Below are 12971 nucleotides of genomic sequence, written 5' to 3'. Positions count from 1 at the left end.
TTTTTGTTTCCGCCGTCAGGTCCGCGGCCCCCGCCGTGCCCTGCTCGCCGGACGTCTCCGCAGTGGGTCCACCGGCGGCGCTGCCGTCACGACATCGATGGAGTACCGAGGACGATGAGCGACACCACCCCGGCCGCCGAGACGGCTGCGCCGCACCGCTACACGGCCGAGCTGGCCGCGGAGATCGAGCGCCGCTGGCAGGACCACTGGGACGAGCACGAGACCTTCGCCGCCGCCAACCCCAGCGGTGAGCTGGACCAGCGGCCCGACCTGGTCGCCCGGCCCAAGAAGTTCATCATGGACATGTTCCCGTACCCCTCGGGCGCGGGCCTGCACGTCGGCCACCCGCTGGGCTACATCGCCACCGACGTCTTCGCCCGCCACCAGCGGATGACCGGCCACAACGTCCTGCACACCCTGGGCTTCGACGCCTTCGGCCTGCCCGCCGAGCAGTACGCCGTACAGACCGGTACCCACCCGCGGGTCTCCACCGAGGCGAACATCGTCACCATGAAGGCGCAGCTGCGCCGGCTGGGCCTGGGCCACGACCGCCGCCGTTCCTTCGCCACCATCGACCCGGAGTACTACCGCTGGACCCAGTGGATCTTCCTGCAGATCTTCAACTCCTGGTACGACCCCGACGCCGGCCGGGCCCGCCCGATCGAGGAGCTGGTCCGCCAGTTCGAGGACGGCGTGCGTCCCACCCCCGGAGACCGGCCCTGGTCCGCGCTGACCGGCCCCGAGCGGGCCGACATCCTGAGCGAGTACCGGCTGGCGTACGCCGCCCAGTCGCCGGTCAACTGGTGTCCCGGCCTGGGCACCGTGCTGGCCAACGAGGAGGTCACCGCCGAGGGCCGCTCCGAGCGCGGCAACTTCCCGGTCTTCAAGGCGAACCTGCGCCAGTGGAAGATGCGGATCACCGCCTACGCCGACCGGCTGCTGGCCGACCTGGACGCCCTGGACTGGCCCGAGGCGATCAAGCTGCAGCAGCGGAACTGGATCGGCCGCAGCGAAGGCGCTCGGGTGGACTTCCCGGTGCCCGGCGCCGACCGCCCGGTCACCGTCTTCACCACCCGCCCGGACACCCTGTTCGGCGCCACCTACATGGTGCTGGCGCCCGAGCACGACCTGGTGGACGCCATCGTGCCGGACGCGTGGCCGGAGGACGCCCACCCGGTGTGGACCGGCGGCCACGCCACACCCGCCGAGGCGGTCGCCGCCTACCGCAAGCAGGCCGCGTCGAAGTCCGACGTCGAGCGGCAGGCCGAGGCCAAGGTGAAGACCGGCGTCTTCACCGGCGCCTACGCCGTCAACCCGGTCACCGACAAGCCCGTCCCGGTCTTCATCGCCGACTACGTGCTGATGGGCTACGGCACCGGCGCGATCATGGCGGTGCCCGCGCACGACTCCCGCGACTTCGCCTTCGCCCGCGCCTTCGAACTGCCGATGCGCTGCGTGGTGGAGCCCACCGACGGCCGCGGCACCGACCCGGAGACCTGGGACGACGCCTTCGCGTCCTATGACGCCAGGATCATCGGTTCGGCCCGCGCCGACATCTCGCTGGACGGCCTGGGCGTGGTCGAGGCCAAGGCCGCCATCACCGCCTGGCTGGAAGAGCGCGGTCTGGGCGAGGGCACCGTCAACTACCGCCTGCGCGACTGGCTGTTCAGCCGCCAGCGGTACTGGGGCGAGCCCTTCCCGATCGTCTACGACGAGGAGGGCACGGCGCACGCCGTCCCCGACGAGCAGCTGCCCGTCGAACTGCCCGAGGTCGACGACTACAGCCCCCGCACCTTCGACCCGGACGACGCCGACACCTCCCCGGAGACCCCGCTGTCCCGCAACGCGGACTGGGTCACCGTCGAGCTGGACCTGGGCGACGGCAACGGCGTACGCACATACCGCCGCGAGACCAACACCATGCCCAACTGGGCCGGCTCCTGCTGGTACGAGCTGCGCTACCTGGACCCGCACAACAGCGAGCAGCTGGTCGCCCCGGACGCCGAGGCGTACTGGATGGGCCCGCGCGAGGGACAGCCGGCCGGCGGTGTCGACCTGTACGTCGGCGGCGCCGAGCACGCCGTACTGCACCTGCTGTACTCCCGCTTCTGGCACAAGGTGCTGTACGACCTGGGGCACGTCTCGTCGTACGAACCGTTCCACAAGCTGTACAACCAGGGCATGATCCAGGCGTTCGTCTACCGTGACGCGCGCGGCATCGCGGTCCCGGCGGCCGAGGTCGAGGAGCGCGACGGCGCGTACTTCTACCAGGACCAGCGGGTCACCCGGGTGCTGGGCAAGATGGGCAAGTCGCTGAAGAACGCGGTCACCCCGGACGAGATCTGCGCCGAGTACGGCGCGGACACCCTGCGCCTGTACGAGATGGCGATGGGCCCGCTGGACGTCTCCCGCCCCTGGGACACCCGCGCGGTCGTCGGCCAGTACCGGCTGCTGCAGCGGCTGTGGCGCAATGTCGTCGACGAGGCGACCGGCGAGGTCACCGTGGTGGACACCGAGCCCGACGAGGCGACCCTGCGCGCCCTGCACAAGGCGATCGACGGGGTCACCGCCGACATGGCGGGCCTGCGCTTCAACACCGCCATCGCCAAGATCACCGAGCTGAACAACCACCTGACCCGCACCTCGCCTGGCGCGGTGCCGCGCTCCGTCGCCGAACCGCTGGTGCTGCTGATCGCCCCGCTGGCCCCGCACATCGCCGAGGAGCTGTGGTCCCGGCTGGGGCACACCGGCTCGCTGGCCCACGAGGACTTCCCGGTCGCCGACCCGGCCCTGGTCCAGGACGAGACGGTCACCTGCGTCGTCCAGATCAAGGGCAAGGTCAAGGCCCGCCTGGAGGTCTCGCCGACGGTCTCGGACGCCGACCTGGAGGCGGCCGCGCTGGCCGATCCCGCGGTGGTCGCGGCGCTGGGCGGCGCCGCGGTGCGCAAGGTGATCGTGCGGGCGCCGAAGCTGGTCAACATCGTGGTGTGAGGGGGGCGGCGCTTTTTGGTGCGGCGCTGGTGAGGGTGCGGGCCGGTTTCGGGCGGCGGGCTTGCCTTTGCGGGGCGGGCCGGTTCGGGCGGCAGGCTTGCTTGAGCGGCGGGCTCGCTTGAGCGGCGGGCTCGCTTATGCGGGGCAGGCTTGGGCGGGTCCCTGGGAAGCCGCGTGGGGCTGGCTCGGCGGGCCCCTGGGGAGCCGCATGGGCCAGGTTCGGGGTCCGTACGGATCCGCGGGCCTGCCCCGTGCGGTTACGGTGGGAGGAGGCTGCGTGCCGTGCCCGCCGTATGCCCGCCGTATGCAGAGGGGTTGCCCGTGGAGACCGCCGGCGTCATCGTGCTCGTGCTCTTCCTCGTGTTCCTGACCCTCGCGGTGGTCGCGACCGTGCGGACGGTACGGGCGGTCAAGCACGGAGTCCGCCGCAGTGGCGCCCAGGCCCGCCGCGTGATGGAGGACGGCAGGCTGCGCGCCCGCCGCTACACCGTCCCCGGCCCGGCCCGGGACGTCGTCCGGCTCCGCCTCGAACTGCGTACCTCCATCGACTCCACCTACCGGGCCCTCGAAGCCTCCCGTGGCGACGACCCCTCCCTCACCGAGGCCGCGGCCCTCCTCGACCGCCTCAGCGAGCACGCGGGCGCCCTCGACGCCGAGCTCAAACTCCTCGAACTGGAGCCGGACCGCGGTCGCCTCGCCACCCGCCTCCCCTCCCTCACCGACCGCGCCCACCGCATCACCCACTCCGCCGACGCCCTCCGCTGGGCGGCCCAGGACCGCGCCCACCGCTTCGCCGACGACGACCTCGCGGCCCTCACCCGCGACATCGACCTCGAAGCGGGCGCCCTCCGCCACTGGGCCCCCGTCGACCCCCCGGCGGACCCTCCAACCCCCCACAAACTGGGCCCCGCGGGCCTCTGACGCCGGTGCCTGTCCCACCGGCACCGCCTGGCCGACGTCCGGCACCCATCAGCCCGCCCGGCGTTTGAGGGCAGCGGAGCCGCGAAGGTCCGGCATTGTCACTCTGGCCAACGTCCGGCACTCATCAGCCCGCCCGGCGTTTGAGGGCAGAGGGGGCCGCGAGGGTCCGGCATCGGTCAGTCTGGCCAACGTCCGGCACCCATCAGCCCGCCCGGCGTTTGAGGGCAGAGAAGCCGCCCAGGGCACGTGCCCTTTGAGCCTGTCCGGCGATTGAGGACAGCCACGGCGAACCCGCACCCGTACCGAGCCCGCCCGGCGATTGAGGGCAGCATGACGCGAGCCCGAACTGTCACCTTCCCCCCGCACCCAGGTAACCTCCCGCTCATGTCCCCGCACGTCGCCATCGTCACGGATTCCACGGCCTACCTGGCACCGGAGCCGCTGACCCGGCACGGCATCTCGGTCGTACCCCTCACCGTCGTCATCGGCGACGAAGCCTTCGAAGAGGGCACCGAAATCTCCGCCCCGGCCGTCGCACACGCCCTGCAGCGGCGCCACCCGGTCACCACCTCACGCCCCAGCCCCGCCGAGTTCTCCGCCGTCTACGAGGCCGTCGCCGCGTCCGGCGCGGACGCGATCGTCTCGCTCCACCTCTCCGCCGACATGTCCGGTACGTACGACGCGGCGCTGATCGCCGCGAAGGAGTCACCCGTCCCGGTCCGGGTCGTGGACACCGGCGTCGTCGCGATGGCCCTCGGCTTCACCGTGCTGGCCGCCGCGCTCGCCGCGGAGAGCGGCGCCGACCCGGACGAGGTCGTCGCGGCGGCCGAGAAGCGGGCCGCGGACACCTCCGCGTACTTCTACGTCGACACCCTCGACTATCTGCGCCGCGGCGGCCGCATCGGCGCGGCCCAGGCACTCTTCGGCTCCGCGCTCGCGGTGAAGCCGCTGCTCCGCCTCGCGGACGGGCGGATCGAGCTGCTGGAGAAGGTCCGCACCGCGTCCAAGGCGATCACGCGGCTTGAGGAGATCGTGGTGAGCCAGGCGGGGACGCGGCGGGTCGCCCTGGCCGTCCACCACCTCGCCGCGGCGGACCGGGCGGCGCTGCTGGCGGAGCGGCTGCGGGAGCGGGTGCCGGGCCTGGAGGATCTGGTGGTGAGCGAGGTCGGCGCGGTCATCGGGGCACACGCGGGCCCGGGCCTGCTCGGCGTGGTCATCTCGCCGTACTGATCGCCGTACTGGTCCGTACCGACCGACCAGCCGTACCGACCGGCCGTGCCGCCCCCCACCGCCACCGCTCACCGTTCCGCTCGGCGCGGCGGGTCACCCACACGGTTGACCGAGTTATCCACAGGCGAGCTGTTTTCCACAGATTTCCACCGTGATCGTTCGCGGCCCTCGCCGGGGTCCAGCATCGAATGCATGAACACATCGACGAGGCTGGACACGGTACGGGCGCCGCGCAAGGCGGAGGCGGCGGCACGGCTGCGGGAGCGGGCCGGCGCGCTCTTCGGCGGGCCCCCGGAAGAGCCCGCGGCCACCGACGGACCCGCCACCGAGACGCCTGCTGCCACCGAATCCCCTACCGCTGCCCGCACCCTTCCCACCCCCGACGCGCTGATCACCCCCGACGCGCCCGCGGGCCCGCCCCTCCCCGGCGGGCGGCTAGGACAGCTCCGGCAGTGGCTCTTCGTCCGCTGCGGGCTCGAATTCCGGACCGTGCTCGCGCTGACGGTGGTGCTCGCGGTGGCCGGCGGGCTCGCTTTTCACCATTACTGGACCGGCCGCCCCCGCACCGTCCAAGTCCCCGTCGCCGCGCGTCTCCCCACCCCCGCCGCCAGGCCCGCCCCCTTCCCGTCCCCTTCTGCCTCGCCCTCCCGGGTGACCGTCGACATCGCCGGAAAGGTGGCACGACCCGGCTTACGCCAACTCCCCAAGGGCGCCCGCGTCGCCGACGCCCTCACCGCTGCCGGCGGCCCGCTCCCCGGCACCGACACCACCTCCCTCAACCTCGCCCGCCAGGTCACCGACGGCGAACAGATCCTCGTCGGCGTCACTCCGCCCCCGGCCGCCACCTCGGCGGACTCCGCCGCGGCCCCGGGCGGCCCGGGCAACCCGGGCACCCCGGTGAGCCTCAACTCCGCCACCGCCGCCCAACTCGACGCGCTCCCCGGCGTCGGCCCCGTACTGGCTCAGCACATCCTCGACTACCGCACCCAGCACGGCGGCTTCACCGACCCGCAGCAGCTCCGCCAGATCCCCGGCATCGGCCCCCGCAAGTACGCCACCCTCCAACCACTGGTCCACCCATGAAGACCGCGCCCCCGGTCACCGGCCCCGATCGCCGAGCGCGGCGGCCGGATCCTCCGCCGGAGGAGGTCCGGTCCTCGGCCGACGGCAGCCCTGAGCAGGCGACACCCGGCCCCGTGGTTCCCGAGCGGGCCGCCGTGCACGCCGCCGCGGCCTCACCGCTGGGCGCCTCGAATCCGCGGCAGGAGGGGCCGCCCGACCTGCGGCTGCTGGCGCCCGCGCTGGCAGCCTGGGGCGCGGCGGCGGTGGGGCCGGCTCCGGGCACGGTGGGGATGGTCGCCGCCGGTGGTGCGGTCGCCGGTCTTGTGGCCCGGCGGAAACCGGGGCTGTGGCCCGCCGTGGTGGCCGCGGTCCTGTGCGCACTGGTGGCGGCCTGGGTCGCCGCGCTGGGTCGCTCCGACCTGACCCGGGGACCCGTACCGGCCCTGGCCCGCGAGGGGTCGACCGCGGAGGTGACCCTGCGGGTGGACGGCGACCCGTTCGAGACGGGGGAGGGGCCGGGTGCGGGCGCCTTTCCCGGCCGGACGCGGTCCGTCGTGGTGCGGGGGACGGTCGAGCGGGTCGGGGCGCACCGGGTACGTACGCCCGTGGTCGTGCTGACCGCCGGGAGCAGCGCCCGGAAGTGGCTGGCCCTGGTGCCGTCCAGCACGGTGACCGCCACCGCCCGGTTCGCGCCCCCCGGCAGGAAGGACGACGACGTGGCGGCGGTCCTGCACCCCACGGGTCCACCGGCCGTCACCGCCGGCCCCAGCGGCGCCCAGCGCGTGGCCGTCCGCCTCCGCGCCGGTCTGCGGGAGGCCGCCGCACCCCTCCCGAAGGACGCCCGCGGGCTCCTCCCGGGGCTGGTGATCGGCGACACCTCCGCCCTCGACCCGGCTCTGACCGCCGCCTTCCGCACCACCGATCTCTCCCATCTGACGGCCGTCTCCGGTGCCAACCTCACGATTCTGCTGATCCTGCTGATCGGTCCACCGGGCCGGGCGATCAGGGCCGAACGCCGGGGTCTTGCCGCCTCGTTGGGCCTGCCGCTGCGGTGGACCGCCTGCGCGGGAGTGGCCGTCACCCTCGGCTTCACCCTGCTCTGCCGCCCTTCGCCGAGTGTGCTGCGGGCCGCCGTCTGCGGCCTGATCACCCTGCTGGCCATCGGCACCGGCCGCCGCCGATCCCTGCTGCCCGCACTGGCCGCGGCCGTCCTCGTACTGGTGCTGTACCAGCCGGGGCTGGCGAAGTCCTACGGCTTCGTCCTCTCCGTCCTGGCCACCGGGTCCCTCCTGACACTGGCCCCGCGGTGGAGCGCGGCGCTGCGAGCCCGCGGGGTGCCCGCGAGACTGGCGGAGGGGCTGGCGGCAGCGGCTGCCGCTCAGGCTGTCTGCGGGCCGGTGATCGTGCTGCTGACCGCGCGGCTCAGCCTGGTCGGGGTGCCCTGCAATTTGCTGGCCGAGCCCGCGGTGGGTGCCGCGACGGTGCTCGGGTTCGCCGCCCTGCTGGCCACTCCGGTGGCGCCGCCGGCCGCGCACGCCCTGGCCTGGCTGGCCGGCTGGCCCGCGCAGTGGATCGCGGCGGTCGCCCGGCACGGCGCCGCTCTGCCTGGCGCGGATATCGCCTGGCCCGGTGGCCGGTGGGGAGCCGCGCTGCTGGCTTTGGTGACGGTCGCCGCCGTGGTGAGCGGAAAGCGGCTGTTCCACCGGCCGTGGACGGCGGTGGCCTGCGCGCTTCTGCTGCTCCTCGCCCTGCTCCGTCCGGTCCCGATGCCCCGTCTGGTGGCGCGCTGGCCGCCGGGCGACTGGCGGTTCGCGATGTGCGACGTCGGCCAGGGCGACGCGCTGGCGCTCGCCGCGGGCCCGGGGGAGGCCGTGGTGGTGGACGCAGGACCCGATCCGGCGAAGGCCGACCGCTGCCTGCGCGACCTGCGGGTCCGCCGGATCCCGCTGCTGATCCTGACCCACTTCCACGCCGACCACGTGGACGGCCTCCCCGGCGTACTGCACGGCCGCAGCGTCGGCGCGATCGAGACAACGGTGCTCGACGAGCCCGCCGGGCAGTACGCGCAGGTGCGGCGGGAGGCAGCGGCCGCCGGGATCCCGGTGGTGGTGGCAGCGACGGGGGAGGAGCGGAGCATCGGCCCCCTGGCGTGGCGGGTGCTGTGGCCACCGCCGGCGGCGGACGCGTTGCCTGACGACAACCCCAACGACGCGAGCGTCGCCCTGCTGGTGCACAGCGCGGGGCTGACGCTGCTGCTGATGGGGGACCTGGAGCCGGACACCCAGCAGGAGGTGCTGACGGAGGAGCCCGCCCTGCCCCGGGTGGACGTCCTCAAGGTCGCCCACCACGGCTCCGCCTACCAGGACCCCGCCCTCCTCGCCCGGGCCCACCCCCGCCTCGCCCTCATCAGCGTCGGCACCGACAACCCCTACGGCCACCCCGCCGCCCGCACCATCACCACCCTCCGCGCCCTGGGCGCACTCGTTCTGCGCACCGACCGCGACGGCCCGATCGCCGTCAGCGGCACCACCCCCTCAACCCTCCGCACCACCCTCACCGGCCAGAAAAACTGACTGCTTCACCCCGCCGCGGCCCGTCCGGGACAGGGCTGTTGGGGTGGTCAGGGGTGGGTGGTTTCGGTGGTGATCCAGGAGAGGTAGGCGGCGCTGCCGTGGGTGATCGGGGTGGCGATGATTTCGGGGGTGGTGTAGTCGTGGTGGGCCTTGAGGTGGGCCTCCAGGTCGGGGTAGCGCTCGGCGGTTGTTTTGAAGAGGATGCGCCACTCCTGGTCCTTCTGGAGCGCGCCCTGCCAGCGGTAGACGCTGGTGATCGGGCCTTCGATCTGGGCGCAGGCGGCCAGTTTCGCTTCGACGGCGCCGGTTGCCAGGGTGTCCGCCTTCGCGGGGTCGTCGGTGGTGGTGAGGACGGTTACGTAGTCGGCCATGGAGTCTCCTTCGGCATGGGGTGCTCGGACCGTACAACCCGCGCATACGCCCGGCCGGTTGGAGTCGGTGCGGGGACGGCCGCCCTGGCAGGACCTTCGCCCCGGGCTGGTCCCGGTCGTTACGCCGTGACCGTGAACAGCCCTGACGCGGCGGCGAGTTTCTTCAGGGAGGTCGCGCCCGGGATGCCGTCGGCGTCCTTGCCGGAGTAGCCGAGGTTCCGCTGGTAGGCGGCGTACGCGGCCACCGTGGTGGTGCCGTAGGCGCCGTCCGTGGCGTAGGCGGCGCCGAGGTAGCCGAGCTTGCGCAGGGCGGCCTCCACCGGCTTCACATCGGCCGGGTGCGAGGTCTTGCCCTGCCGGACCGGCGGGTCGGCCTTGGCCGCCGCGACGACGTTCTTCAGCGAGACCTTCGGCTTGACCGCGCCCGCGGAGCCCGCCGGGACGGCGACCGCGTTGGCCCCCGCCTTCGCCAGGATCGCGGCCATCGGGAAAGCCCCGGGGTCGCCGTGGAGGTTCTCCGGGACGTGCTGGTGGCCGCAGTGGCCGCGGAAGGACTCCCAGTGCGAGGAGGACATCCGGACGCCGTTGTCCGCCCCGTACGAGGCGCTGTACGCCTTCCAGGACACGCCGGAGGTGAGGGGCACGCCGTGGTTGTCGTGGGCCCACCGGGCGAAGTCCGCGAGGTCCCGGATCACCCAGGCGGGCAGGTCCGCCATGTACAGGTGCGCGGTGCTGCCCCACTTCTTGTGGATGCCCGGGTCGCAGGTGCCGACGATCTCGACCTGGACGACGTTGAGGGTGTTGGTCTCCACGCCGCCGGTCAGGTTGACCAGCGCGCGGGAGGACCGGTCGATGTCGAAGTGCTGGTACCAGACGAGCTTCTGGGCCTTGAAGTCCGGAACAGCCGTCAGGTTCGGGGCGGTTGAGCCGCCGTCGTAGTCCGGGAGCGTGGTGCCCTCGGTGGAGTGCCAGACCACGACGTTGGTCTCCATGGCGTCGCTGGAGAACGTGTTCTGGTACCAGTGCGCGGTGTCGGCGCCGGGGTATTTCTGCGGACCGGTGGACATGTCGACCTCCAACAGTGCGGTAGCGGGGAGGGGCGTCCATAGCGCGGTGGTTGAGCCGCACCCTGCCAACGAGCCGGGGGACAAGAAGGACATCGGCGAAGAACCCGGCGCAGAGGGAGAACGGAGGCATCCGGTGTGCGCGGGGCGTGCGCCGGGAACGGCGTTTCCGCGTCGCGGGACCGCTCGCACGCCGGATTTCCGCCCGCCCGGCGCGGCTTCCGCTTCCCCCGGTTCCGCACACCCGGTCGGGCTCGCCGGGTGGACCGGCGTCCACGCTGGACCGGGCCTCGCCCTGCCCCCGACGCCGGACCTCCCGGCGGCCACCGCCCCGCAGACCGAACCGGCTTAGCGCGGCGGCCAGAACCGGCCGGGCACCCCGTGGCCGCTCACCGCTCCAGCCAGCCCTCGTGCTCCGCGGCCAGCGCGTCCAGCTCGGTCGGCCGCAGCGCGGCGCCCGGGTCCTCCACGACCACCAGCCACTGCGCGTCCTCGGCGTCGTCCTCCCCGGCCAGCGCGTCCCGGACCAGCCGGGGCTCCTCCGGCAGCCGGAAACGGGCGGCCAGCTCCCCGGCGACCTCCTCCGCGGCATCACGGTCGGGCAGCACCAGCACATGTCGTACGTCGCTCACCACGGCATTGTCCCCGATGCCGATCCCCGCCCGCTGCCCCCGCCGGCCGCCCCGTACCCGCGCTGTCGGACCCCCGTGGGATGCTGGACCGCAAATGGCCAGGAAGACCGCTTCAGACGATCCGCTCGCACCGCTCACCCTTGCCGTGGGTCAGGAAGACCTGCTGCTGGACCGCGCGGTGCGCGAGGTGGTGACCGCCGCGCGTGCCGTGGACGCCGATACCGACGTACGGGATCTGGCGCCCGAGGCGGTGCAGCCGGGGACGCTCGCCGAGCTGACCAGCCCCTCGCTCTTCGCCGAGCGGAAGGTCATCGTGGTGCGCAACGCCCAGGACCTCTCGGCGGACACCGTCAAGGACGTCAAGGCGTATCTGGCCGCGCCCGCCGAGGAGATCACCCTGGTGCTGCTGCACGCCGGGGGAGCCAAGGGCAAGGCGCTGCTGGAGGCGGCCCGCAAGGCGGGCGCCCGGGAAGTGGCCTGCCCGAAGATGACCAAGCCGGCCGACCGGCTGGCGTTCGTACGCGGTGAGTTCCGTACCCTCGGCCGGTCCGCGACCCCCGAGGCCACCCAGGCGCTGGTCGACGCGATCGGCAGCGACCTGCGGGAACTCGCCAGCGCCTGCGCCCAGTTGACCGCCGACGTGGACGGCACCATCGATGTCGCGGTGGTCGCCCGTTACTACACCGGCCGCGCCGAGGCCACCGGCTTCGAGGTCGCCGACCTCGCGGTCACCGGACGGACCGCCGAGGCCCTGGAGCGGCTGCGCTGGGCGCTGTCGGTGGGCCAGCCGCTGCCCGGCATCACCTTCGCGCTCGCCTCCGGGGTACGGGCCATCGGCAAGCTCGCCTCCGCCCCGCGCGGCGCCAACCCCGGCCAGCTCGCCCGCGACCTCGGGATGCCGCCGTGGAAGATCGACCGGGTGCGCCAGCAGATCCGCGGCTGGACCGCGGACGGCGTCTCGGTGGCGCTGCGCGCGGTCGCCGACGCCGACGCGGCGGTCAAGGGCGGCAGCGCCGATCCCGCCTACGCCCTGGAGAAGGCGGTCGTCACCATCGCCCGGGCGTCGCGCGCCCGCTCCTGACCCCGGGGAGACCCCGCATCCCGCATCCCGCATCCCGTTTCCCCGGGGAGCCCCCCCGGGAGTTCCCCGGAAGTCCCCGGGAGCGGGCACCTACTTCTTCAGCCCCGCCAGCGTCGCGGTCGTCGCCGTCTTCACCCACCGCGTCGCGTCGTCCAGCGACGGGATCGTCTTGCCGGAGTCCGCGTCGAGCGAGGACGCGAACTGGCTCCAGTTCATCGAGAAGGTCATCCAGCCCTCCCGCACCGCGAGCGTCACATAGCGGTCGCCGCCGCTGTCCGAGCCACTGGAGCCGCCGGAGCCGCTGTCCGCCACGGTGTCCTCGGTGACCAGATACGCCTCGTCGCCGAAGCCGCTGACCGGCTTGACCACGTACTTCGAGTCGCGCTGCTGGGTGTAGCCGAGCCAGGTGTCGGTGAACTCCGGACCCGGATCGGTCTTCTTGTGCAGCGCGTAGCTGACGTACAGATACGCGTCCGCGTAGCTGGAGCCCGGTATCTCCAGGCCCTGGCTGCACGACATGTCGTCGACCGCCTTGCCGGTGATCGTGTAGTCGCTGGGGCTGTCGTCCTCCTGCGGATAGGTGCCCTTGAAGGACGACAGGTCGGTGCTGGTGCAGAGGTTCTGGGTGATCGCGTAGCCGTGCAGCGGGCCGGGCGAACTCCCGGAGTCCTTGCCGAGGAGCAGCACCCCGCCGCCCCACAGCGCCGAGGCCACCACCGCGCCGACCACCGCCCACAGCACCGCCTTCCCGGCCCCGCCCCGGCCGCCGGCCTGCCCTGGCGCTCCCGGCAGCGCGGCCCCCGGTAGCGCGCCTCCCGGCAACACGGCTCCCGGCAGCGCGCCTCCCGCCGGTGTCGCGCCGTAGTACGGCGGGGCCGGCTGCGGAGCGTAGGGGCTCGGCTGGGCGTACGGGTTGTGCTGCGGCGGCACGGGCGCCCCGTAGCCGCCGGCACCCGGCGCCGGGCCGGGGCTCTGAGGCGGCAGAGGGGCCGGGGGAGCCTGAGGTGGCTGGGGGGCCTGAGGTGTCCGAGGGGTCGCGGGCGGGG

10 protein-coding genes are annotated in these 12971 nt (G+C 73.6%); 6 read left to right on the top strand and 4 right to left on the bottom strand.

Translation table 11 applies throughout. The features are described 5' to 3' along the window. The first annotated feature begins 114 nt into the window (after positions 1 to 114). The 5 genes from leuS (at position 115) to OG552_RS11525 (ending at position 8777) form a co-directional block, all read left to right on the top strand. Positions 115 to 2991 carry a leucine--tRNA ligase gene (leuS, locus tag OG552_RS11545; RefSeq protein WP_329131916.1) on the top strand — a complete coding sequence of 959 codons (2877 nt, stop codon included), beginning with the start codon at positions 115 to 117 and terminating at the stop codon, positions 2989 to 2991. Between the two features lie 321 nt (positions 2992 to 3312). Next, complete coding sequence (locus OG552_RS11540; RefSeq protein WP_329131914.1) at positions 3313 to 3912, top strand: hypothetical protein; 600 nt, start codon at positions 3313 to 3315, stop codon at positions 3910 to 3912. Between the two features lie 384 nt (positions 3913 to 4296). After that, entirely contained in the window at positions 4297 to 5142 is an 846-nt protein-coding gene (locus tag OG552_RS11535; RefSeq protein ID WP_329131912.1) for a DegV family protein, read from the top strand. A 192-nt stretch (positions 5143 to 5334) separates the two neighbouring features. Continuing rightward, positions 5335 to 6225 carry a ComEA family DNA-binding protein gene (locus tag OG552_RS11530; protein WP_329131910.1) on the top strand — a complete coding sequence of 297 codons (891 nt, stop codon included), beginning with the start codon at positions 5335 to 5337 and terminating at the stop codon, positions 6223 to 6225. Then, complete coding sequence (locus OG552_RS11525; RefSeq protein WP_443070915.1) at positions 6222 to 8777, top strand: ComEC/Rec2 family competence protein; 2556 nt, start codon at positions 6222 to 6224, stop codon at positions 8775 to 8777. Before OG552_RS11530 ends, OG552_RS11525 begins: the two co-directional genes overlap by 4 nt. 47 nt (positions 8778 to 8824) lie before the next feature. Here OG552_RS11525 and cutA read toward each other — a convergent pair whose 3' ends face one another. The 3 genes from cutA to OG552_RS11510 form a co-directional block, all read right to left on the bottom strand. Beyond that, a complete protein-coding gene (cutA, locus tag OG552_RS11520; RefSeq protein ID WP_329131906.1) occupies positions 8825 to 9148 on the bottom strand; it encodes a divalent-cation tolerance protein CutA in 324 nt (107 codons plus the stop codon). Positions 9149 to 9267: 119 nt separating this feature from the next. Beyond that, on the bottom strand, positions 9268 to 10215 hold the full coding sequence (locus tag OG552_RS11515) for a peptidoglycan-binding protein (RefSeq protein WP_329131904.1): 948 nt from the start codon (positions 10213 to 10215) through the stop codon (positions 9268 to 9270). A 386-nt stretch (positions 10216 to 10601) separates the two neighbouring features. Continuing rightward, the gene (locus tag OG552_RS11510) at positions 10602 to 10844 is read right to left on the bottom strand and encodes a hypothetical protein (RefSeq protein WP_329131902.1); all 243 of its coding nucleotides are present in this window, start codon (positions 10842 to 10844) and stop codon (positions 10602 to 10604) included. A 94-nt stretch (positions 10845 to 10938) separates the two neighbouring features. Here OG552_RS11510 and holA point away from each other — a divergent pair, with 94 nt between their 5' ends. Beyond that, positions 10939 to 11925 carry a DNA polymerase III subunit delta gene (gene holA / locus OG552_RS11505; protein ID WP_329131900.1) on the top strand — a complete coding sequence of 329 codons (987 nt, stop codon included), beginning with the start codon at positions 10939 to 10941 and terminating at the stop codon, positions 11923 to 11925. A 90-nt stretch (positions 11926 to 12015) separates the two neighbouring features. Here holA and OG552_RS11500 read toward each other — a convergent pair whose 3' ends face one another. Beyond that, positions 12016 to 12855 carry a hypothetical protein gene (locus tag OG552_RS11500; protein WP_329131898.1) on the bottom strand — a complete coding sequence of 280 codons (840 nt, stop codon included), beginning with the start codon at positions 12853 to 12855 and terminating at the stop codon, positions 12016 to 12018. Between the last annotated feature and the right edge of the window lie 116 nt (positions 12856 to 12971).

The organism is Streptomyces sp. NBC_01476 (genome assembly GCF_036227265.1).
Classification (GTDB): Bacteria; Actinomycetota; Actinomycetes; order Streptomycetales; family Streptomycetaceae; genus Actinacidiphila.
The sequence above is the reverse complement of the archived record's forward strand: the minus strand, read 5'-3'. Positions and strand labels throughout refer to the sequence as shown.